Annotated in this window: 18 protein-coding genes, 2 riboswitches and 1 other annotated feature; of the genes, 13 read left to right on the forward strand and 5 right to left on the reverse strand. The window is 37.0% G+C overall.

Annotation, left to right across the window (positions count from 1 at the left end; all coding sequences use genetic code 11):
* Window positions 1-358: 358 nt before the first annotated feature.
* The 4 genes from jag to rpmH form a co-directional block, all read right to left on the reverse strand.
* The gene (jag, locus tag BN1066_RS07845) at window positions 359-976 is read right to left on the reverse strand and encodes an RNA-binding cell elongation regulator Jag/EloR (protein WP_077318868.1); all 618 of its coding nucleotides are present in this window, start codon (window positions 974-976) and stop codon (window positions 359-361) included.
* Window positions 973-1743 carry a YidC family membrane integrase SpoIIIJ gene (gene spoIIIJ, locus BN1066_RS07850; RefSeq protein WP_077318869.1) on the reverse strand — a complete coding sequence of 257 codons (771 nt, stop codon included), beginning with the start codon at window positions 1741-1743 and terminating at the stop codon, window positions 973-975. The genes jag and spoIIIJ overlap by 4 nt, the downstream gene beginning before the upstream one ends.
* 111 nt (window positions 1744-1854) lie before the next feature.
* Window positions 1855-2199: a ribonuclease P protein component gene (gene rnpA, locus BN1066_RS07855; RefSeq protein WP_077318870.1), complete on the reverse strand. Its 345-nt coding sequence runs from the start codon at window positions 2197-2199 to the stop codon at window positions 1855-1857.
* 146 nt (window positions 2200-2345) lie between these two features.
* Window positions 2346-2480 carry a 50S ribosomal protein L34 gene (rpmH, locus tag BN1066_RS07860; protein ID WP_077318871.1) on the reverse strand — a complete coding sequence of 45 codons (135 nt, stop codon included), beginning with the start codon at window positions 2478-2480 and terminating at the stop codon, window positions 2346-2348.
* Window positions 2481-3574: 1094 nt separating this feature from the next.
* On the opposite strand from rpmH, the gene dnaA reads away from it, so the two are divergent.
* The 8 genes from dnaA to BN1066_RS07900 all read left to right on the forward strand — a co-directional run bounded on the left by dnaA (window position 3575) and on the right by BN1066_RS07900 (window position 14824).
* A complete protein-coding gene (dnaA, locus tag BN1066_RS07865; RefSeq protein ID WP_077318872.1) occupies window positions 3575-4915 on the forward strand; it encodes a chromosomal replication initiator protein DnaA in 1341 nt (446 codons plus the stop codon).
* 550 nt (window positions 4916-5465) lie between these two features.
* Window positions 5466-6602, forward strand: a complete 1137-nt coding sequence (gene dnaN / locus BN1066_RS07870; protein WP_077318873.1) for a DNA polymerase III subunit beta — start codon at window positions 5466-5468, stop codon at window positions 6600-6602.
* Window positions 6603-7071: 469 nt separating this feature from the next.
* Window positions 7072-7299 carry a S4 domain-containing protein YaaA gene (gene yaaA, locus BN1066_RS07875; protein WP_077318874.1) on the forward strand — a complete coding sequence of 76 codons (228 nt, stop codon included), beginning with the start codon at window positions 7072-7074 and terminating at the stop codon, window positions 7297-7299.
* A 193-nt stretch (window positions 7300-7492) separates the two neighbouring features.
* Window positions 7493-8605 (forward strand): DNA replication/repair protein RecF, encoded by a 1113-nt coding sequence (gene recF, locus BN1066_RS07880; protein WP_077318875.1) that lies wholly within the window; start codon window positions 7493-7495, stop codon window positions 8603-8605.
* A gap of 16 nt (window positions 8606-8621) precedes the next feature.
* Complete coding sequence (gene remB / locus BN1066_RS07885) at window positions 8622-8921, forward strand: extracellular matrix regulator RemB (protein ID WP_077318876.1); 300 nt, start codon at window positions 8622-8624, stop codon at window positions 8919-8921.
* A 16-nt stretch (window positions 8922-8937) separates the two neighbouring features.
* A complete protein-coding gene (gene gyrB / locus BN1066_RS07890) occupies window positions 8938-10863 on the forward strand; it encodes a DNA topoisomerase (ATP-hydrolyzing) subunit B (protein WP_077318877.1) in 1926 nt (641 codons plus the stop codon).
* Window positions 10864-11057: 194 nt separating this feature from the next.
* A complete protein-coding gene (gene gyrA, locus BN1066_RS07895; RefSeq protein ID WP_077318878.1) occupies window positions 11058-13565 on the forward strand; it encodes a DNA gyrase subunit A in 2508 nt (835 codons plus the stop codon).
* A gap of 200 nt (window positions 13566-13765) precedes the next feature.
* Window positions 13766-14824, forward strand: coding sequence for an HD-GYP domain-containing protein (locus tag BN1066_RS07900; protein ID WP_077318879.1), 1059 nt, complete (start codon window positions 13766-13768; stop codon window positions 14822-14824).
* Between the two features lie 11 nt (window positions 14825-14835).
* Here BN1066_RS07900 and BN1066_RS07905 read toward each other — a convergent pair whose 3' ends face one another.
* Entirely contained in the window at window positions 14836-15789 is a 954-nt protein-coding gene (locus tag BN1066_RS07905) for a YaaC family protein (protein ID WP_077318880.1), read from the reverse strand.
* A gap of 211 nt (window positions 15790-16000) precedes the next feature.
* Between BN1066_RS07905 and guaB the strand changes: the two genes are divergently transcribed.
* The 5 genes from guaB (at window position 16001) to serS (ending at window position 22477) form a co-directional block, all read left to right on the forward strand.
* Window positions 16001-17470 (forward strand): IMP dehydrogenase, encoded by a 1470-nt coding sequence (guaB, locus tag BN1066_RS07910; protein ID WP_077318881.1) that lies wholly within the window; start codon window positions 16001-16003, stop codon window positions 17468-17470.
* Window positions 17471-18036: 566 nt separating this feature from the next.
* Window positions 18037-19368 (forward strand): serine hydrolase, encoded by a 1332-nt coding sequence (locus BN1066_RS07915; RefSeq protein WP_077318882.1) that lies wholly within the window; start codon window positions 18037-18039, stop codon window positions 19366-19368.
* Between the two features lie 24 nt (window positions 19369-19392).
* Window positions 19393-20277, forward strand: a complete 885-nt coding sequence (pdxS, locus tag BN1066_RS07920) for a pyridoxal 5'-phosphate synthase lyase subunit PdxS (protein ID WP_077318883.1) — start codon at window positions 19393-19395, stop codon at window positions 20275-20277.
* Window positions 20278-20294: 17 nt separating this feature from the next.
* Window positions 20295-20870 (forward strand): pyridoxal 5'-phosphate synthase glutaminase subunit PdxT, encoded by a 576-nt coding sequence (gene pdxT / locus BN1066_RS07925; RefSeq protein WP_077318884.1) that lies wholly within the window; start codon window positions 20295-20297, stop codon window positions 20868-20870.
* Window positions 20871-20926: 56 nt separating this feature from the next.
* Window positions 20927-21148: a binding site (T-box leader), on the forward strand.
* A gap of 54 nt (window positions 21149-21202) precedes the next feature.
* Window positions 21203-22477, forward strand: coding sequence for a serine--tRNA ligase (gene serS / locus BN1066_RS07930; RefSeq protein ID WP_077318885.1), 1275 nt, complete (start codon window positions 21203-21205; stop codon window positions 22475-22477).
* Between the two features lie 354 nt (window positions 22478-22831).
* A riboswitch (SAM riboswitch) is annotated at window positions 22832-22939 on the forward strand.
* 243 nt (window positions 22940-23182) lie between these two features.
* Window positions 23183-23286, forward strand: a riboswitch (SAM riboswitch).
* The last annotated feature ends 251 nt before the right edge of the window (window positions 23287-23537 follow it).

Below are 23537 nucleotides of genomic sequence, written 5' to 3' on the forward strand. Positions count from 1 at the left end.
TTCATTGTCACTAACTTAATAGAATATCATAAATTGAACAAAAAATAAAGTTATCCACAATATTTTCTCGCAAATAATTGTAATTATTATACACATGTGGATAACTGCTTCTATTTTAAAATCGTTTATTTTTAATAATGAACAAAAAAGAGGAGAACTATTGTATTTTTTGTCTACATACTAAAACACTGAAACTTTTTCTTTCTATAAGAACCTAAAAAAAGCACAGTAATTGATAGCGACATACAAACTGGGAAGGTTCTAACTAGATAAAATGAACCCTCATTCATAGGGTATAGGTATAATATTTATAGATAAAAAACCGCTCAGTTAAAAACTAAGCGGATGAATAATTCACTTATGGTTGAATCACAATATGTCGATGCGGTTCTTGACCATCCGAATAAGTCGTAACAGATTTATTCGATTGAAGTACACTATGAATGATTTTTCGTTCAAATGCAGGCATCGGATCGAGTGCTATCTTTTTATTTAAGCGAATTGCCTTATCTGCCATTTTTAAAGCAAGCGCCTCGAGAGTTTCTCTTCTACGAGCTCGATATCCTTCTGCATCTAATGTGACCGTGAGATATTCAGTACCACCATTTTTATTGATTGCTAAATGCAATAAATACTGTAGTGCATTTAATGTTTGTCCGCGTTTACCAATTAAAATGGCAATGTCTTTCCCTTCTACCTCATACGTCACATGATTGTCCTCTACAGAAGTGTGAACAGTAGCAACGATATTCATTTGTTCTATCATTTTTTGGAGATATTTTTCTGTTTTTTCAATTGGATTTTCCTTGATGCGAACTTTAACGTAGGCTCGTTTTGAACCAAATACACCAAACAGTCCCTTTTTGCCTTCATCAATGACTTCAACTTCTACATGGTCCCTGGTTGTTTCTAACTGCTCTAGTGCTGCTTGGACCGCTTCTTCAACTGTTTGTCCACTAGCAGTTATTTCTTTCACTTTTTGTCTCCTCCATTATTGTTATCAGCCATTATTGGCTTACGGATAAATAAAGTTTGAGCAACCATAAAGATATTACCTACTACCCAGTATAACGCTAATGCAGCTGGGAAGAAAATGGCAAAGACCGTAATCATAATCGGCATCACATATAACATGACCATCATCTGTGGATTTTGCGCTGCCGGACTTCCTGCCATCATCAGCTTTTGCTGTAGGAATGTTGCTCCCCCGGCAATCAGCGGTAAAATATAATAGGGATCGGGCGAACCCAATTCAAACCATAAGAAGCTTCCTGTTTTAATCGATTCTGTTCGCATAATAGCATGGTACATACCTATTAAAATCGGCATTTGTATAAAAATGGGCAAACAACCTGCAAGTGGATTGACACCATATTTTTGAAATAATGCCATCGTTTCCTGTTGTAATTTTTGCTGAGTATTAGCATCTTTAGAACTGTATTTTTGCTGTAGCTCTTTTAACTTTGGCTGAATATCCTGCATGGCTTTAGAGCTTTTTAATTGTTTTATATTTAATGGTAACAGCAACAGACGAACTAAAATAGTAACAACTACTATAGCCAGTCCATAATTTTGATTAAATAAATCAGCAAAATAAGTGATAAGCCATGAAATCGGATAAACGAAGTAAGAATTCCAAATTCCTTCGCTTTCCTCTGTTATCGGTTGGTTTATTTCATTACATCCAGATAAAATTACTAGTAAACTAATCAACCCTACTAGCAACCAAAACTTTTTACGCAACACTCTTCCTCCTAACTAAGTACAAGACAAGTACGCAGGTCCTTATCAATAACTTCTCGACTGTATCTATATCGTTATTTTAACCTAATTAAACGTAAGATTCTATATCCATTATCGAATTTTTAACAACTGTTCCCTAGATAATAAATGCATTAAGCTTTTTTTAATTTCTTTATACTGCATATTCTTAGTCGGATGTCTGGCAATAATTACAATATCATATGGATAAGCAATTTTATCCTTTAACTCATGGAAGGCTTGTCGTAAACAACGTTTAATGCGATTCCTCGTCACCGCATTTCCTATCTTTTTACCTACAGAAAGACCGATTCGAAAATGCTCTTGACCTTCTCTTTCTACATAATAAATGACAAGTTGCCGGTTTGCAAAGGATTTTCCAAACTTAAAGGCATGTTGAAACTCACTATTTTTTTTAATACGGTATTCTTTCTTCACTGTACAATCACCTTTACTACAAAACGCTTAGCTATCTATCCTAATCTCTCATATTTATGTATAAAAGAAAAGCGCAAGTACCCATAATTCTCTCCGATTGGACTGCGCTTTTCATCTGAAAAAAGACCACTGATTATTTCAGTGGCCTATGCAGACAAGACTTTTCTTCCTTTTCGACGACGACGAGCAATTACTTTACGTCCATTTTTAGTGCTCATGCGTGAGCGAAAGCCGTGTACTTTTTTACGTTTACGATTATTTGGTTGAAACGTTCTTTTCATTTATTCTGCACCTCCCCAAGGGATGAATTTATCGAATTTTAATCAATCCATAGACAGTCTTTGTAATTATACGTAAAAGGAATATGATCTGTCAACTTGTTCTAAAAAATCAATTTTAAACTAAAGATATAGTAAGTCATTAATACAAGCAATCTCTAATGGAACTTATACGTATATATCTAAAATTATTACCACACTCAATTCAACCTATACCTCTACTGTTCATCCTCTATGTAAAATAAAACTCCACAGTATGGAAAGCCTTCTATATTTCCTAGCTTACATGTTACAGTCTAGATATCCACAGCCCTTGTGCAACGTTTTTCGTCTTCATTTTTCTATCCACAACAATTATCGACAGGGAAATCACAAAATATAGTGGTGTGGACAATTATTGTCTACAAGCACTGGACTTTGTGGATAAGTGTCGAAATACCATTGCTTTTCAATGTTTTTTCTGATATTATATTTGTGTTTAACCTGTGCAGAACTAAAAAAACAAAACAACTTACCCACAGGTTGTGGATAAGTTGTGGATACTTGTAAACATCCTCGTTTATAATATTATCAACACTGCTGTGGATAACGTTGATAGTTTGTTTTCACTTGCATAGAAACTGCTATCCAATATCCACAAGATGCAAAATTTATATATGATTATTTTTTCATTACTGAATACGCCTTTCCATCTTTATTCATAGATTGAGAGAGGCTTTTTCTGTCATGTATATGTAATTAATGAGGAAAATATGCCTTTATAAACTAAACAGGAACAGTTATATTAGACGTTCGTTTCAAAATGAACCGCTTCTAATTACGAATTTATACGAGCTAGTTACATACAGCAGAAGTCCACATTTGTCTTCCACTTTATCTTAGTACCAAAATCAGCTAAAAGCACCATGTCGTTGTTTTTTATTAGCTCCGTCGTAAATGCGTTCCATTAGTCCTTAAAGGCATACATATGTCTACAGGTACAAAACATTACGAAACAAACTGTATAGCAATGGTATTTTTTGGAATAGCTTCCCATCATTGGATAATGAAAATTGCAGATAATCAAATATTCTTTCAAGAAAGGAGTGAACTTCTGGTTGGAAAATATACAAGAGATTTGGGTTGCAACACTTGAAAGAATTGAAGAAAAGATTAGTAAGCCTAGCTTTGATACGTGGTTAAAGAACACAAAAGCAGAAGCGATTGAAAACAATACTCTGATTGTTTCTGCACCTAATGAATTTGCTAGGGATTGGCTGGAAAACCAATATACGAAGTTAATCTCTGATATTTTAACGGAAATAACCGGTTCAGAAATTATTGCAAAGTTTATTATTCCAAACACCAAAGCGACAAATGATTCTAGGGAAACCTCATCAAAACGAAAACCGACTGATCATGACGAATCGCCAAAATCAATGCTAAATGCTAAGTATACCTTTGACACATTTGTCATTGGTGCTGGAAACCGATTTGCACATGCGGCATCTTTAGCAGTAGCAGAAGCGCCAGCCAAAGCTTATAACCCGTTATTTATTTACGGAGGAGTTGGATTGGGGAAAACCCATTTAATGCATGCCATTGGTCATTATGTACAAGATCATAATCCAAATGCAAAAGTAGTGTATTTATCGTCGGAAAAATTTACGAATGAATTTATTAACGCCATTATGGATAATAAAACCGTTAATTTTCGCAATAAATACCGTAATGTCGATGTATTATTAATTGATGATATTCAATTTATTGCAGGGAAAGAATCAACACAGGAGGAGTTTTTCCATACATTCAATGCACTCCATGATGACAATAAACAAATCATCATTTCCAGTGACCGGCCTCCAAAGGAAATTCCTACCTTAGAAGATCGGCTACGCTCGCGCTTTGAATGGGGACTTATTACAGATATAACTCCGCCAGATTTAGAAACTCGGATTGCTATACTTACCAAAAAAGCAAAAGCAGAAGGTTTAGATATACCAAATGAAGTCATGCTATATATTGCAAATCAGATTGATACAAATATTCGAGAATTAGAAGGTGCTTTAATCCGAATAGTTGCTTACTCATCTTTAGTTAATCAAGATATTGATGCATCACTTGCAGCGGATGCATTAAAGGATATTATTCCAAGCAACAAACCAAAAGCAATTACAATTCCCAACATTCAAGAAGTGGTCGGAGCAAAATATAATGTTCGTTTAGAAGATTTTTTAGCAAAAAAACGGACAAAGTCAATTGCCTTTCCACGACAAATTGCTATGTATTTATCAAGAGAGTTAACTGATTTGTCTTTACCGAAGATTGGTGAAGAGTTTGGAGGACGTGATCATACAACAGTCATCCATGCTCATGAAAAAATATCGAGGCTTGTAGAAAAAGACACCCAATTAGCAAAAGAAATTGAGGAAATTAAGGAGCAATTAAAATCATTATAAGTACGTGAAGTGCGTGTTCAAAAAAAGGGGTAAAGATCCAAAGTCAGGGGCTAATGATTCAAACATTCTTGAAAAAGCGCAATGTATCTCTGTCGACGTTTGTGTTCTTGTCGTTAAAAAGATAATTGCTTTTTCTCACGTTCGACATCTAATCAAGAAGTCTTTCTTTCCCTGCCACCTAAACCAATTGAGCTTTATAGGCGTTTCTCTTTCATAAACCCTAAACAATAAAAGTGTTTAAATGGAGAGAGATGCGGATACTTATCGTTAAATTATAATTCATCCTAATGTAAAATAAAATTCAATATGTTTTTTACCGAACTTTTTGAACAGCGCTTATAAAATTTAGTTGTGCACAATGTGCACAAGTCAATCACACTTATGTACAAGTTATCCACATGTGCATAACTTGTCTCGTTTGTATATTTTTCACTTATCCACATAATAACAAGGCTTATTACTATTATTACTATTTTATTAAAAATAATTAATATAATATATGCAACACCACAACTAATCAATTTAAACTTCCATTAGGAGGATTTGTTTCATGAAATTTATTATTGATCGTGATCAATTACTTACAGCAGTACAAAATGTAATGAAGGCTATTTCCCCCCGTACGGTTGTACCGATTTTAACAGGTATTAAGCTAGAAGTTAGACAAGACGGGATTACGTTAACTGGAAGTGACGCCGATATTTCAATTGAATCATATATTCCAGCTGAAGAAGATGGAATGGTTTATATTGATTATATAGAAGAAGGTAGCATTGTATTACATTCAAAATACTTTCCTGACATTGTACGTAAACTGCCGGAGAATAAAGTAGAAATTGAAGCCGATGAAAATTTAAAAATAACCATTCGTTCAGGAAAGGCAAAATTTAATTTAAATGGTCAAGACGCCCTAGAATATCCGCAACTTCCGTCATTGCAAGCGGCAGATAGTTTTGAAATCCCAATTGACTTATTAAAAAGTTTAATTAAACAAACCGTGTTTGCTGTTTCAACAATGGAAACTCGTCCTATTTTAACCGGGGTAAATATGAAATTGATGGATCAAACCCTTACTTTTTCAGCAACCGATAGTCATCGTTTAGCGTCCCGTACCGTCCCAATCGCAGAAACAGGAATTGAGTTTTCCAACGTAGTTGTTCCAGGGAAAAGTTTAAATGAATTGAATAAAATTATCGATGACAGCGAAGAAAAAATCCAAATTAGTGTTACAAGCAACCAAATATTATTTCGAACCAAACGTTTACAGTTTTTATCTCGTTTGCTGGATGGAAACTATCCGGAAACATCCCGCTTAATCCCGACACAAAGTAAAACAGTGCTTTATTTTAATACGAAAGAATTATTGCATACGATTGATCGAGCATCGCTTTTAGCAAGAGAAGAACGAAATAATGTGGTTCGTTTAACAACAAAAGAAAATAATATGGTGGAAATAGCTAGTAATCATCCGGAAGTAGGTAATGTCACAGAAGAGATAGCCATTTCTTCTAAGGAAGGGGAAGATTTAAAAATCTCTTTTAGCTCAAAATATATGATGGATGCATTAAAAGCGATTGACTATGATGAAGTAAAGATTGAATTTACTGGTGCAATGCGACCATTTATTATTCATCCAGTAGAAGATGATTCCATATTGCAACTTATTTTACCAGTTCGAACATTTTAGAATCTCGCAAAGCTCCTATTGGGTGTTCAAGTGGAGAAGACCAAGGCCAATGAAGATCGAAAACAAACTTAAAAAACCATGATGTGTTGCTAACGATGTTTTCCTTTTGCCAAACTTTTTAGCCCATCCTAATAGAAGCGAAATATATAGGACTGGGACATATGTAAATAATAAATAGCACAAACCGAACAATTCATTTATAATTGTTCGGTTTGTTTGTATTTAGAAAGACCAAACTTCTCGTTCGATAAAATTACTGCTTTAAAAGTAATTTTAAGCCTAATTCAGCGTTTATTTTATAAAAGAAGGGAGATACCTTTCCATAAGGACAAATCTTTAGTAAAATAGGAATAGAAGATATTTTAGGCATTCCGTGATAAAGTTTATATTTCTTTAAAAGCATAATCATTATCTTAAACAAAAGAGCGTGGATTGAAATAAAGCAATTTCAAGGAAAATGAGTGATTACATGTGTGAGAAGATAACAATTAAAACAGACTATATTCCGTTGGGACAGTTTATCAAGTTGATTAACATTTTTGATTCTGGCGGAATGATCAAAGGATATATACAAGACGTAGGTGTCGTAGTAAACGGAGAACGAGAGCATCGAAGAGGGAAAAAGTTATATCCGGATGACATCATTGAAATCGATGATGTAGGACGTTTCCAAGTTGTGAAAGAAGCAGGTACATAAATTCCTGCCTCTTTTCACCTAGACAGGGTACCCCTTGGAATCAAGTAAAACTTTATTTGGCAGGAACTTTCTGACATCTTTCTACTTAGAAATTTCCTCACGTACAACTTTTGAATGTTGAATTTTATAAGCACCTGAGATACGGTAAAACACCACACATGAAATATTCCTAGGGATTAAAAGAGGATGAAACATGCATATAGAACAATTGCAATTAAAAAATTACCGTAATTACAAAGAATTGGATATATCATTTGATAAGACGATCAATGTAATTATTGGTGAGAATGCGCAAGGAAAAACCAATATGATGGAGGCTATTTATTTATTAGCTGTTACAAAATCCCATCGAACGCCCAGGGAAAAGGAATTAATTAAGTGGGATGAATCGTATGCTAAAATAAATGGTAAGGTTTCTAAACGAAATCGGTCATTCCCATTAGAAATTATTATCTCTTCGAAGGGGAAAAAAGCAAAGCTAAATGGAATTGAACAAAAGCGATTAAGTGACTATATAGGGGCTTTAAATGTAGTCATGTTTGCCCCAGAGGATTTAACACTTGTTAAGGGACCGCCACAAATTCGCAGACGTTTTATAGATATGGAGCTTGGCCAAATCCAACCCACATATATATATCATTTAGGACAATATCAAAAAATCCTCAAACAACGAAATCATCTATTGAAACAATTGCAAAAGCGTCCACAGCAGGACAAAACGATGCTACACGTTTTAACCGATCAGCTGGTAGAACACGCCGCGACCTTACTTGAAAGGCGGTTTGTTTTTTTGGATTTACTTAGAAAGTGGGCAAGTCCAATTCATTTCGGGATTAGTCGGGAGCTTGAATCGCTGGAAATTACCTATTCTCCTACGATTGAAGTATCAGAAGGCGCAAAGAAGGAGAAAATAAAAGATATATATGTTCATAAATTTCGGGATATTGAGGAAAAAGAGATCGATCGAGGTACAACATTGATTGGTCCGCACAGAGACGATCTGTTGTTTTACGTTAACAACAAGGATGTACAAATCTATGGATCACAGGGTCAGCAACGTACAACAGCATTATCCATAAAGCTTGCAGAAATCGAATTAATTTATAATGAGGTGGGCGAATATCCAGTGTTATTGCTTGATGATGTGTTAAGTGAATTGGATGATTATCGACAGTCCCATTTGTTAAATACAATTCATGGAAAGGTACAGACCTTTGTCTCTACAACAAGTGTAGACGGTATTGAGCATGAAACGCTTGATAAGGCTACGATCTTTCATGTTAAAGATGGCAAGATAGAAACTTAAATTCGGGGGAATAATCATGTTTATTCATATCGGTAATAATAATGTCATCCATTCCTGTGATGTTATAGCTATTATTGATTATCATTTAATTTCATCATCCACGATCATGGAAGAATTGATAACCGAATCAAGCAAGCAACATAAGATCGTTGGTCCATTGGAGGCTGCAAAATCGATTATGATAACAAAAGATTTGATTTATTATAGCTCTTTATCAGTCTCTACCTTAAAAAAACGAGCAAGTATGATTTCAACGATTAGTAAGCTTAATGATTTTTCAGACGATGTAAAAGAATTGGACTCGGAAGAAGTATAGAAATGGAAGTGAAAACATGTCGATGGAAGATAAAGTCATGAAGGAACAAGCCTATGATGCAGATCAAATTCAGGTCCTGGAAGGGTTAGAAGCAGTTCGTAAACGACCGGGAATGTATATTGGATCTACAAGTGAGAAAGGGCTGCACCATCTCGTTTGGGAAATAATAGATAATAGTATTGATGAAGCTTTAGCCGGGTATTGTGATCGCATTGAAGTCATTGTGGAAAAGGATAATAGTATTACCGTTAAAGATAATGGACGAGGAATTCCTGTTGATATTCAGAAAAAAACAGGCAGACCTGCTTTAGAAGTGATCATGACCGTTCTCCATGCTGGGGGTAAGTTTGGCGGTGGAGGTTATAAAGTTTCTGGAGGACTTCATGGCGTAGGTGCTTCGGTAGTTAACGCGCTTTCCAGTAAATTAGAAGTCTATGTTCATAGAGATAATAAAATTCATTATTTAGCCTTTGAAAGAGGTGTTCCACAAGGTGAAATTCAGATTGTTGGAAAAACAGATATAACTGGAACAATCGTTCACTTTGTACCTGATACTACTATCTTTACGGAGACAACAGAATTTAACTTTGATATTTTATCACAGCGGCTAAGAGAACTCGCATTCTTAAATAAAGGAATAACAATTGCGCTGGAAGATAAACGGACAGACAGAGAGCCAGTAAGCTATCACTATGAAGGTGGCATCAGCTCTTATGTTGAATTTATTAATCAGAACAAAGAAGTGCTACATGAACCTTTCTACGCAGAAGGCGAAGCACAGGGTATCACTGTGGAAATAGCAATACAGTATAATGATGGATTTACAAGTAACCTATATTCATTTGCCAATAACATTCATACGTATGAAGGTGGTACACATGAATCGGGTTTTAAAACAGGTTTAACACGTGTAATTAATGACTACGCCAGAAAGAATAATTTGTTTAAAGAAAATGACCCTAATTTATCTGGTGAAGATGTTCGTGAAGGGTTAACAGCGATTGTTTCTGTGAAACATCCGAATCCACAGTTTGAAGGTCAAACAAAAACAAAGCTCGGTAATAGTGAGGTTCGAACAGTTACGGATTCCGTATTTAGTGAATTATTTTCCAAGTTTTTATTTGAGAATCCTGATGTAGCAAAAATCATTGTTGATAAAGGATTAATGGCATCACGAGCTCGTGCAGCAGCGAAGAAGGCACGGGAGTTAACACGTAGAAAAGGTGCTTTAGAGATTTCTAACTTACCTGGTAAACTTGCAGACTGTTCTTCCAAGGATGCATCTATTAGTGAGCTTTATATCGTTGAGGGGGATTCTGCTGGAGGATCAGCAAAACAAGGAAGAGATCGTCATTTTCAAGCTATTTTACCACTACGCGGAAAAATTCTAAACGTGGAAAAGGCACGACTGGATAGAATCTTATCTAACAATGAAGTGCGATCCATTATCACGGCTTTAGGTACTGGTATTAGTGAAGATTTTGATATTTCTAAAGCCCGCTACCATAAAGTTGTATTAATGACAGATGCTGATGTTGATGGTGCCCATATACGTACATTATTGCTCACTTTCTTTTATCGCTACATGCGTCCTTTAATTGAGCATGGGTATATTTACATTGCTCAGCCTCCGCTTTATAAGATTCAGCAGGGAAAGGCAATTCATTATGCCTATAACGAAAAAGAATTGGAACAGATTTTAGCTGAGTTACCAAAGGCTCCCAAACCAGGCTTGCAGCGTTATAAAGGTTTAGGGGAAATGAATGCAGCCCAGCTTTGGGAAACAACCATGAATCCAGAGACGCGTACTCTCTTAAGAGTTGAGTTGACGGATGCTATCGAAGCAGACCATATCTTTGATGTGCTAATGGGGGATAAAGTGGAACCGCGAAGAAACTTTATCCAGGCAAATGCACAATACGTTAAAAATTTAGATATTTAAAGTTAATTGAAAATCACTACGTTTGCTATAGAATATAAGTTTTTGTTTTACGGCTTAAGAAGTGTTTAACGTAGAGGTCGCTCCGTTGTAAAAATTTTTAGGTTTACTAAGCCTCTTACGCTATTGATCTTTCTTAAGTTTCTCGGATAAAACTAGTTCTAGGCGCTTAGCGAGTGAATGGAGGTAGTAGTTCAATGGCGGATCAACAACGTCCAAAAGTTCAAGATATCAATCTTGGACAGGAAATGCGTACATCGTTTCTTGATTATGCAATGAGTGTTATTGTTTCTCGTGCGTTACCAGATGTTCGTGATGGTTTAAAGCCTGTTCATCGTAGAATATTATATGCAATGAATGATTTAGGAATGCATGCAGATAAGGCTTATAAGAAGTCTGCGCGTATTGTTGGTGAAGTAATTGGTAAGTACCACCCACATGGCGATACAGCTGTTTACGAAGCGATGGTACGAATGGCACAGGATTTTAGCTATCGTAATATGCTTGTAGATGGTCATGGTAATTTTGGTTCTGTAGACGGTGATTCAGCAGCAGCTATGCGTTATACAGAAGCAAGAATGTCGAAAATAGCCATGGAATTGTTACGAGATATAAACAAGGACACGATTGATTTTACAGATAACTATGATGGATCGGAAAGGGAACCTGTTGTATTTCCAGCCCGGTTTCCAAACCTTTTAGTCAATGGAGCCTCTGGAATTGCAGTTGGAATGGCAACAAATATTCCTCCTCATAACTTAGGAGAGACAATTGATGCCGTATTGGCATTAAGTAAAGATCCTGATATTACAATAGATGAACTTATGGAAGACTATATTCACGGGCCTGATTTTCCAACAGCCGGACAAATACTTGGTAGAAGTGGTATTCGCAAAGCTTACGAAACGGGAAAAGGTTCGATAACCGTTCGAGCAAAGGTATCGATTGAAGAAATGGCAAACGGCAAGCCCGTGATTATTGCAACCGAATTACCTTATCAGGTAAACAAAGCAAAGCTTATTGAGAAAATTGCCGAACTAGCCCGTGACAAACGGATTGAAGGTATTACGGATTTACGGGATGAATCTGATCGTGAAGGGCTACGTGTTGTAATTGAATTGCGTAGGGACGTCAATGCCAATGTAGTGTTAAATAATTTATATAAGTATACAGCCTTACAAACTACTTTTGGTATTAATATGCTAGCACTGGTTGATGGTCGACCGAAAGTGTTAAACATTAAACAATGTCTCTCTCATTATTTAAATCATCAAATCGTAATCATTAAACGTCGCACTGCTTTTGAATTACGTAAAGCAGAAGCACGTGCACATATCTTGGAAGGTTTGCGAATCGCTTTAGATAATTTAGATGAAGTCATTGAATTAATTCGTAGTTCAAAAACTACGGATATTGCGCGTAATGGCTTGATGGAGCGGTTTAAACTTTCTGAAAAGCAGGCTCAAGCAATTTTGGATATGCGCTTGCAACGATTGACAGGTTTGGAAAGAGAAAAAATTGAAAATGAATATAAAGAATTGAAGGATTTAATCCAAGAGCTAAAAGCAATTCTAGCTGATGAGGAAAAAGTGCTTGAAATCATTCGTGAAGAACTGACAGAAATTAAAGAACGATTTAATGATCCACGCCGTACGGAAATTGTCATTGGCGGCACCGACTTTTTTGAAGACGAAGACCTCATTCCTGAGGAAAGTATCGTAATCACGCTTACCCATAAGGGATATATTAAGCGGCTTCCTTCTTCCACGTATCGCACGCAACGGCGTGGAGGCAGAGGAATTCAAGGGATGGGAACGAATGAAGATGATTTCGTTGAGCATCTTGTATCAACGTCAACCCATGATACGATACTATTCTTTACCAATAGAGGAAAAGTATACAAAACGAAAGGGTATGAGATTCCTGAATTTGGCCGAACAGCCAAAGGAATACCAATCATTAATTTATTACAAGTTGAAAAAGATGAATGGGTCAATGCGGTAATTTCTGTTAACGATTATCGCGAAGATCAATTTTTATTCTTCACGACAAAGTATGGAATTTCAAAACGTACTTCTCTTTCTCAGTTTGCCAATATCCGTAAAGGTGGATTAATTGCGGTTGGTCTTCGTGAAAATGATGAGCTGATATCTGTTCGTCTAACGGATGGAACGAAACACATAATGATTGCCACAAAAAATGGCTATCTCATTCGTTTTCCAGAGGATCAAGTTCGCCCAATGGGAAGAACAGCGGCTGGTGTAAAAGGAATATCTTTAAGAGCAGATGATGAAGTCGTTTCGATGGAAATATTACAACCGGGTGTAAAAATCTTGCATGTAACGAGTAAGGGTTATGGAAAACAAACACCAGAATCCGAATACCGCGTAACAAATCGTGGTGGAAAAGGTATTTTCACTTGTCACCTAACCGAGAAAACCGGACAAGTTGTAGCAGTTAAAGCAGTTTCAGGTGAAGAAGACTTGATGCTAATTACAATTGCGGGTGTACTTATCCGTATTCCAGTTCAAGAAATATCTGAAACGGGTCGTAATACAATGGGGGTTCGCTTAATTCGTTTACATGAAGATGAAGAGGTAGCCACCGTTGCCCGGATTGATCAGGATGAAGAAGAACAAGAAGAGACAGAAGAAACAATGGAAGAAAATGATGAGGAAACAAACGAAGAAAATCAAGAGGGCTAAAGTGAAACGGATATTGCTTGAGTAATTTTTTGTTTTTATAAAGAAGAATTAGAACTAAGTTGTAACTATGAGAATCTAGATGATAAAAAAGATGGCTTTATTTTATAATAATGCCATCTTTTTTTACACAATAGGAAAAAAGTATAAAACTTTAGGCTTTATCGTATAAGAAAATATAATGGTGTTAAGGGGGAGTTTATATGCGAGTACAAACGAAGCAGCTTGTTCCTGGTTGTATATTGCTTCTTGATGTGAAGGGGAAATCGAATCGGCCAATTATTCCAAAAAATACGGTGATTACAGAAGAACATAGGATTATTTTAGGCAAATTTTTAGTTGATACGGTCGAAGTGGCGTCGAAGTTAGCAGATGGCAAATGCTTTGGGCCAGAACAAGACGAAGCAAAAGGAAATAAGACTTCTTTAGAGGCACATTACCGCTATGTTATTAAGCGATATAGAGAACTCTTTGACAAATGGCGAAACGGGGCTAATGTAGACATTATAGTGGTACGTGAACTTTTACTGCCATTATTGGAAAGAATGGATGAGATTGAAAAATCGGTTTATAAACTTCATCATTATGCAAACAAAGAAGATTATTTTTACCATCACCATATAGCGGTTGCTATGCTATCGGCTTACCTAGGCTATAAAATGGATTATGCGAAGGGAGAATGGCTGCAAATCGGCTTAGGCGGATTTTTGAGCGATTCCGGTATGGCCCGTATTGACCAACCGATTATTCAAAAACAATCCAAACTTACGGAAAAAGAAATGGAACAAATAAAAAAACATCCGATGTATTCGTATCGATATGTAGAAAAGTTGCCAGCCTTAAAAGAAGAAGTAAAACAAGCTATCTTACAGCATCATGAACGGATGGACGGGAGTGGCTATCCACTTGGACTCAAAAAAGACAAAATTAATCGCTTTGCCCGAATAATAGCTGTTTCTGATACGTACCATGCGATGACATCTGAGCGATTATATAAAACCAAGCAATCCCCATTTCGTGTTGTTGAAGTGTTGAGAAAAGAACAATTTAGCAAGCTGGATCCTGAAATAGTACAACATTTTATTAAGGGGTTGGCTAGTTTTTCCATTGGTACCAAGGTGAAACTATCTAATCAGCAAATTGGTGAAATAGTCTTTACCGATGAACAAAAACCAACGCGTCCAATGATTCGATTAGATGAAAACAAGCAAATTATCTCCTTAGAAAATCATCCACAGCTGTTTATTGAAGAAATATTGTAATGGAGCACTCTCTATTTACTGTTACCTGTCTGCTGCCATAGCTCATGTGCCAATAAAGAGGGGATTTTATGAGCTGTGATTTGTAAAAAATGTAAAATAAACGGAAAGTCTATATCTGGTTTGTTAACAAATAAATCCCCCCACCACTCCGTTTCATAGCGGCATAGCATACTTAGGTTGTACAGCAGCAGATAATGGATCATTACTTCATGAATTGGTAAAAAGTTTTCCCTATCTAACGGGAAATATAATTCTTTCGTTTGCTGATGCATAAAGAAAGGTCCATTAGCTTCGGTGATTGGATAAGCTACCTCCATACGAATCATCTGTTTATCTATATCTACGTATTTGATAGGAGGAAGATAAGCTTCCACTCGACGAATAAATGCCTGATCAGTAAGATGATAATTATCTAACAGGTTAACCGGGAACTCTAAAAGCGGTGAATATTGTTTTCCAACAACGATCAATTTTGCTTGATTTTGAAAAATAAATAATGGATTTATTTCTGGTATGAGCGCTAATAACCCTTGCATTGTACGCTTTGTAAATGGAACAGGCTGCTTGTATAAATGTTCACAGAAATAAGGGAAAAGCCCATTATGCTGCACTTTTATTTCATCATTCATAAATGAATAATTCTTTTTTTTTCGTTTTCTTGCAGTAACGCCATGAGCTAATAGACTCGTTGATTCAGGATAATTTGGACGTTTCGTTAATAAACAAGCCTTAATTAGATGGATCATCCCGTAATAGTAAAGAATCGGCTGCATAAATGGTTCTGTTTGCTCACCTTGACGATAAAAATGAATGCCGTGATCTAAGTAATACATAAATGCATTACAGTTTTCATAGCTTTTTATTTCGGCATCTTCGTCCTCTAGTTGTGTATAACAATGATATAAAAATGTTTGTGCTGTTTGTTGTGACTGTAAGTAAGACATAAATAAATAAGCTATATCCATGGTAATGACCTCATAACTATAAAAATATTTAGAATCGAATTACTTTTTAATTCCAGTGAAATCAACTTGAAAAACCTAATAGGTTGGCGTATTGTATATAAAAATAGATGTATTACTAGTGTATGCAAGTACGAAATTACCATACATGGAGTAATGTACGGAAAAACATCACAGCTTAAGTAAGTAACCAAAAATAAAGAGGAGGATAAGCATGCGCAAGGACAAATTTGTAAAAGAAGGATTAACCTTTGACGATGTGTTATTAGTTCCTGATAAATCAGAGGTATTACCAAAGGATGTTGATGTCAGTACGCAGTTAACAGAGAACATCAAGTTGAATACTCCACTTCTCAGTGCAGGAATGGATACTGTTACAGAAGCGTCGATGGCCATCGCTATGGCTCGCCAAGGTGGAATTGGTATTATTCATAAGAACATGTCCATAGAGGAGCAGGCTGAGCAAGTAGACCGAGTAAAACGATCGGAAAGCGGTGTTATTACAAACCCATTTTTTTTAACACCGGAACACCAAGTATATGATGCTGAACATTTGATGGGGAAATTTCGTATATCAGGTGTGCCTATTGTAAACAACATTGAGGAGAAAAAGCTTGTAGGTATTTTAACAAATCGAGATCTCCGCTTTATCCAGGATTATTCCATATCCATTTCTGATGTGATGACGAGTGAAAATTTAGTGACAGCACCGGTTGGTACAACACTTACGGAAGCCGAAAAAATCCTTCAACAATACAAAATTGAAAAACTGCCATTAGTAGATGAGGACGGCATTTTAAAAGGGCTTATTACAATTAAGGATATTGAAAAAGTTATCGAATTTCCGAATGCTGCCAAAGATACACAAGGAAGGCTACTTGTAGGTGCTGCTGTCGGAGTTACTGCTGATGCAATGAAACGAATCGAAAAGCTAGTTGAAGCAGGTATTGATGTTATTGTAATTGATACAGCTCATGGTCACTCAAAAGGCGTCATTGATCAGGTGAAGGCGGTTCGTAAAGCCTACCCAAATTTAGATATTATTGCAGGTAATGTCGCTACTAGTGAAGCAACGAAGGCTTTAATTGAAGCAGGTGCATCGATTGTTAAAGTCGGTATTGGCCCTGGATCTATTTGTACGACCAGAGTAATCGCGGGTGTCGGTGTTCCGCAAATTACAGCTGTATATGATTGTGCAAGAGCTGCTGCTGAATACAATGTACCTGTCATTGCAGACGGTGGCATTAAATACTCTGGAGATATTGTGAAAGCACTAGCTGCAGGAGCACATGCTGTTATGCTTGGTAGTATATTTGCAGGAGTTACAGAAAGCCCCGGGGAAACTGAAATTTATCAAGGAAGACAATATAAAGTTTATCGTGGAATGGGATCAGTTGGTGCGATGAAGGCAGGCTCAAAAGATCGTTATTTCCAAGAAGATGCAGAAACGAAAAAGCTCGTTCCAGAGGGAATTGAAGGGCGCGTTGCTTATAAAGGCCCTCTAGCAGATACCGTTCATCAATTAGTCGGAGGATTACGTGCTGGAATGGGATATTGTGGTACAAATACAATTGATGAATTGCGCAATAATAGTCGTTTTATCCGAATTACCAACGCCGGATTAAGAGAGAGTCATCCGCATGATGTTCAAATTACGAAAGAAGCTCCAAACTATATTGTGTAAAGACGCTCTCTTTTTGAGCCCTTCATAATGGGTAACTTTACCTTTAATATTGTAGTTAATTTGCTTACCTGTTTGTTAGATTCTTTATTACACTATAGGAAAGTATAAAACTTTAGGCTTTATCCCGTATGTAAGGTGCCGTAAGTTTCCCACTTCAAGACCTGGGTTTGTGCAAAGAGTCAAAGTGGGAGAAAACGGCACCTAAATGCCCGATTGGTTCAAGGGCCTTTAGGTCATACCCTTGTGGTACTAACATTCAGTAGGAGAAGGAAGAAAACTCCTACTGAATGAAGTTTCACTTTATCGTATAAGAAAACAATAACTGTCGCCATAAAGACTTGGCGATAAGCCAAGTCTTTATGTATATGAAGTTCCGTGTTTTACAACAGTTTGCCATGCAATTCTTGTAACTTGTACTAGTAAGTATAAGAAAATATTAGATGGGGTGTTAATCCCGTCTATTTTTTTATTATTTTATATGGTAAAATAACTAAGTGCACTTTCATAAAGAATAAATGTGCATAAATAGACATAGAGGTTAAACTACAGGGTGGAGGTACAAGAAGGTGAAACATATTTTTAAAAAGAGTTTCGTATTTTTTCTAGCAGCAGCAGTTGTCATGCTGACCATATTATCGCAGCCATATCAATTACAGGCTGCAGAAGTAGAACTAGAAGCAGAATCTGCAATCTTAGTAGATGCAAATACAGGTAAAATTTTATTTTCCAAAAATGCAGATAAAGCACTTCCCCCAGCTAGTATGACCAAAATGATGACAGAATATCTTGTATGGGAAGCGGTCGAAAAGGGTCAAATCAGCTGGGATACAACAACACAGATTAGCGACTATCCATACAGTATTTCTGCGGATTCTACTTTTTCAGGAATTGGATTAAAACAATCTAAAGATTATACAGTAAAAGATTTGTACCATGCGATGGCGCTTATTTCTGATAATGCAGCTACGATTGCCTTAGCTGAACTGATTGCAGGTTCAGAAGGTGAATTCGTAAAAATGATGAATAAAAAGGGAAAAGAAATGGGGCTTCCGGATTTTAAATTCGTTAACTCCACAGGGATTGAAAATAAATCGTTAGGAGATAATTACCCTAAAGGAACAGATCCTAATGGGACCAATCTTCTTTCGGCAGAATCTGCTGCGTTATTGGCTTATCACTTAATTAATGATTATCCAAAGGCTTTGGAAATATCCAGTAAACCAACAGCAACATTTGATGGAAAAGAACTTCGAAACTTAAATTATATGTTGTCGCATAATACAACATTTTTTAAGCAGTTTTATTATGAAGGTGTTGATGGATTAAAAACAGGCTTTACGGATTTAGCTGGTTACAGTTTTACAGGGACTGCCAAAAAAGGGGATCGTCGATTAATTTCTGTCGTCATGAAAACAAAAAGTGAAAAGAAACGCTTTGAGCAGACTGCTAAACTATTAGACTTTGGCTTTCAGAACTTTGAGAATACTAAGTTATTCCCAGCAGGATATCAATTAAAAGACAAGACATCTTTACCAGTTGCTAAAGGAAAAGAAGATAGAGTAAGTATTTCCCTTGGTGAAGCATTCATTCTGCCGATTAAACCGGATGAAAAAGATATGTATCGCATAGAATACAAGATTGATAAAGACAAGCTGGATAAAGAAGGAAAACTAAAGGCACCAATTAAAAAAGGTGAAAAAGTTGGAGTAGCCAAGCTTACGTATAAAGGCGAAAATGACTATGGATATATTGTAAATGATAGTAAGAGTACGGTAGATATTGTAACAGATCAGGCAGTGGAAAAAGCAAACTGGTTTATGCTTACAATGAGCGCAATTGGTGATTTTTTTGCTGATTTATTCCATACAGTGGTAGACTGGGTTAAAGGACTATTTTAAATAAATCTTTAGGGGGAGTTTTCAGTGTCTAATATAGGAACAGACCGTGTTAAACGAGGAATGGCTGAAATGCAAAAAGGCGGCGTTATTATGGACGTTGTCAATGCAGAGCAAGCAAAGATAGCTGAAGAAGCAGGAGCAGTTGCTGTCATGGCACTAGAGCGCGTACCTTCTGATATTCGAGCAGCTGGTGGTGTAGCTCGAATGGCTGACCCAACGATCACTGAGGAAGTATTAAATGCTGTATCCATTCCTGTCATGGCAAAAGCACGTATTGGCCATATTACAGAAGCTCGTGTATTAGAAGCAATGGGTGTTGACTATATTGACGAAAGTGAAGTGTTAACCCCTGCGGATGATGTATACCATATTAATAAATCAGACTTTACTGTACCATTTGTTTGCGGATGCCGTAATCTTGGCGAAGCAGCACGCCGTATTGGTGAAGGTGCTTCCATGTTGCGTACGAAAGGTGAGCCTGGAACTGGTAATATTGTTGAAGCCGTTCGGCATATGAGACAAGTACAATCAGAAATCCGTATGCTAACTGCAATGTCACGAGATGAAGTGATGACATATGCCAAGGAGATCGGTGCTCCATTTGAACTATTGCTTGAGATACGTAAAGAAGGTCGCTTGCCGGTAGTAAACTTTGCTGCAGGTGGAATTGCAACCCCTAGTGATGCCGCATTGATGATGGAGTTAGGAGCAGATGGAATATTTGTTGGTTCTGGTATTTTTAAATCATCCAATCCAGCTAAATATGCGAAAGCAATTGTGGAAGCAACAACACATTACAAAGATTATAAATTAATAGCTGAACTATCTAAGGATCTAGGTGAGGCTATGAAGGGGATCGAAATGAGTACACTAGAAGCTCATGATCGTATGCAAGATCGGAGCGAGTAAGAAAGAAGGAATTTTTTATGACGACCATCGGTGTACTTGCCTTACAAGGCGCTGTTCGCGAGCATATTCGAGCTGTGAGAGCATGTGGCGCTGAGGCAGTTGAGATAAAACAAAAAGAACAGCTGGCAGAAATAGATGGTTTAATCTTACCTGGCGGCGAGAGTACAACCATTAGGCGATTAATCGACAGTTACGGTTTTATTGACCCGATTCGGGATTTTGCCGACCAAGGAAAGCCGATCTTTGGTACATGTGCGGGTATGATCTTAATGGCTAAAGCTATTGAAGGACAAGCTCAAGCTCATCTTGGATTAATTGATATGACAGTTGCTCGTAACGCTTTTGGTCGTCAGGTGGCAAGCTTTGAAGCAGAATTAGAAATAACAGGTATTGCCAATGATTTTAATGCTGTATTTATTCGTGCTCCTTACGTAACAAAAGTAGGAACAGCTGTTGAAGTGCTTGCAACGTATCATGATCATATTGTGGCAGTTCGCCAAGGTCCATTTTTGGCAACCGCTTTTCATCCAGAATTGACGGATGATCAGCGACTATTGGCTTATTTCATAACCATGGTGGAAGAGGTTTCGTAAATTTATTGGCGATAGTTGCATAAGCATAAAAAATCGGTTATGATAGAAGATAATAATAAAAAGTGATGACAGGAAGCAGTAATAGTAATGTCTCTCCAAGAGAGTCGATGGTTGGTGTGAATCGATGTGAGACAGCTATGAATCCGTCCTTAAGCTGGTTTATTGAATTCTTTGGATAGTAAATAAACCCGGTTTGCGTACCGTTACAACATGAAGCCGGAAGAATATGTATTCTTCAATCAGGGTGGCAACGCGGGAATTATACTCTCGTCCCTATTTTTAGGGACGGGAGTTTTTTGATTTGTTAAGAAAAATAAAGGAGGAACGAGTATATGCTGGATATGAAATATTTACGTAATCATTTGGAAGAGGTAAAGCAAAAATTACAGCATCGAGGAGAGGATTTATCCGAGCTCCATCGGTTTGGCGACCTTGATGAAAAACGACGTCAGCTTATTGCCGATACGGAGCAATTAAAAGCAAAGCGAAATGAAACGTCGAAGCAAATCTCTGTATTAAAACGGGAAAAGAAAGATGCTGAACCGGCAATTAAAGCGATGCGCGAAGTTGGTGATGAAATTGCCAGACTAGATAAGGAATTGAAGGAAATTAATGATGAGCTGGAACATATTATGCTCTCTATCCCGAATATCCCTCATGAAAGTGTACCAATTGGGGAAGATGAAGAAGAAAATGTAGAAATACGGAAATGGGGAACCTTGCCACCACTTTCATATGAACCGAAACCGCATTGGGATATAGCTACTAATTTGGATATAGTCGATTTTGAACGTGCAGGTAAAGTAACTGGCAGCCGATTTGTATTTTATAAAGGGTTAGGATCACGTTTAGAACGGGCATTGTGGAATTTTATGTTGGATTTACATGTAGATGAGCATGGCTATGAGGAAATGTTGCCACCACAAATCATTAATCGAGCTAGTTTAACGGGGACCGGCCAATTGCCAAAGTTTGCAGAAGATGTATTTAAGCTGGAGGACTGGGATTATTTCTTGGCTCCTACAGCAGAAGTTCCTGTAACTAATTATTACCGAGACGAAATTTTAAAAGCAGATGATTTACCAAAAAAATATGCAGCATTTAGCAGCTGCTTCCGTTCTGAAGCGGGTTCTGCCGGAAGGGATACAAGAGGATTAATTCGTCAACATCAATTCAATAAAGTGGAGCTTGTCCACTTTGTTAAACCAGAAGACTCTTATGAAACGCTTGAAGCATTGACAAACCATGCAGAAAAGGTACTCCAGCTGTTAGAATTACCATATCGAGTGATGAGTATGTGTACAGGTGATTTAGGATTTACAGCCAGTAAAAAATATGATATTGAGGTATGGATTCCTAGTCAGCATACGTATCGGGAAATTTCTTCTTGCTCTAACTTTGAAGATTTCCAAGCGAGACGTGCTAATATTCGTTTTCGAAGAGAAGCTAAAGCAAAACCGGAATTTGTTCATACATTAAATGGTTCTGGTTTAGCAGTCGGCCGTACGGTAGCTGCTATTTTAGAAAACTACCAGCAAAAGGATGGTACGGTTATTATCCCTACTGCATTACGTCCATACATGGGTGGAAGGGAAATAATGAAATAAGGAAACATTTTTTTACACTATAGGAAAGTATAAAACTTTAGGCTTTATCCCGCATGTAAGGTGCCGTAAGACTCCTGCTTCAAGAGCCTTTAGTTGATACAAAGGGTCAAAGTAGGGGAAAACGGCACCTAAATGCCCGATAAGTTCAAGGGCCTTTAGGTCATACCCTTGTGGTACTAACATTCCGTGTAAAAAGCATTCCACGGAATGAAGTTTCACTTTATCGTATAAGAAAAACGACAGCTTTCGCTAAAGACTTGGCGACAAGCCAAGTTTTTTTCTGAAAAAGTATTTGACAGAAAGTAAAAACAGTAGTATCCTAATAGACATTATAATAAGTTCATAACGTAAAGCTTCTTATGAAGAGAGGTGGAGGGAATTGGCCCGAAGAAACCTCGGCAGCGGACTATCTTTATAGTACTGTGCCAAATCCAACAAGCATATATGCTTGAAAAATAAGAAGAGAGCGCCATAAATTGCAAATCTCTTCTTATTACAAATAAGGAGGGATTTTTCTTTTTTACACTAGATAAGCATCTTCGCGCAAGAATTGAATTTCATCATATCCGTTTTGTTTAACAAGGGATAAAAATTGCTTTCGAGCTAATAAGTTTAGAAAGCGGATTGTACGTAAGTTAACAACTTAAGCAACAGAAACGAGTTATTTTACCGGATTTTTTGAATATTATTATAAAAATCAAATACTTCTTATCGAGAGAGGTGGAGGGACTGGCCCGAAGAAACCTCGGCAGCGGACTATTCTATAGTACTGTGCCAAATCCAGCAAGCATTAGCTTGAAAGATAAGAAGAGGAGTTATTGCAAATGCCTCTTCTTATGGAAGGGGCATTTTTTTATACTGTAGGAAGGTATAAAGCTTTAGGGTTTATCCCGCATGTAAGATGCCATAAGACTCCCACTTCAAGACCTGAATTGATACAAAAGGGTCAAAGTGGGAAACGGCACCTAAATGCCCGATTGGTTCAAGGGCCTTTAGGTCATACCCTTGTGGTACTAACATTCCGTGTAAAAAGCATTCCACGGAATGAAGTTTCACTTTA

The sequence above is a fragment of the Virgibacillus proomii genome, assembly GCF_900162615.1.
In the GTDB taxonomy this organism is placed as follows: domain Bacteria; phylum Bacillota; class Bacilli; order Bacillales; family Amphibacillaceae; genus Virgibacillus; species Virgibacillus proomii.

What these genes read in the sequence shown, in the direction of transcription:
- rpmH (WP_077318871.1), bottom strand. Translation starts at nt 2,480, where the DNA reads ATGAAAAGAACGTTTCAACCAAATAATCGTAAACGTAAAAAAGTACAC.
- dnaN (WP_077318873.1), top strand. Translation starts at nt 5,466, where the DNA reads ATGAAATTTATTATTGATCGTGATCAATTACTTACAGCAGTACAAAAT.
- yaaA (WP_077318874.1), top strand. Translation starts at nt 7,072, where the DNA reads ATGTGTGAGAAGATAACAATTAAAACAGACTATATTCCGTTGGGACAG.
- recF (WP_077318875.1), top strand. Translation starts at nt 7,493, where the DNA reads ATGCATATAGAACAATTGCAATTAAAAAATTACCGTAATTACAAAGAA.
- remB (WP_077318876.1), top strand. Translation starts at nt 8,622, where the DNA reads ATGTTTATTCATATCGGTAATAATAATGTCATCCATTCCTGTGATGTT.
- gyrB (WP_077318877.1), top strand. Translation starts at nt 8,938, where the DNA reads ATGTCGATGGAAGATAAAGTCATGAAGGAACAAGCCTATGATGCAGAT.
- gyrA (WP_077318878.1), top strand. Translation starts at nt 11,058, where the DNA reads ATGGCGGATCAACAACGTCCAAAAGTTCAAGATATCAATCTTGGACAG.
- BN1066_RS07900 (WP_077318879.1), top strand. Translation starts at nt 13,766, where the DNA reads ATGCGAGTACAAACGAAGCAGCTTGTTCCTGGTTGTATATTGCTTCTT.
- BN1066_RS07905 (WP_077318880.1), bottom strand. Translation starts at nt 15,789, where the DNA reads ATGGATATAGCTTATTTATTTATGTCTTACTTACAGTCACAACAAACA.
- guaB (WP_077318881.1), top strand. Translation starts at nt 16,001, where the DNA reads ATGCGCAAGGACAAATTTGTAAAAGAAGGATTAACCTTTGACGATGTG.
- pdxT (WP_077318884.1), top strand. Translation starts at nt 20,295, where the DNA reads ATGACGACCATCGGTGTACTTGCCTTACAAGGCGCTGTTCGCGAGCAT.
- serS (WP_077318885.1), top strand. Translation starts at nt 21,203, where the DNA reads ATGCTGGATATGAAATATTTACGTAATCATTTGGAAGAGGTAAAGCAA.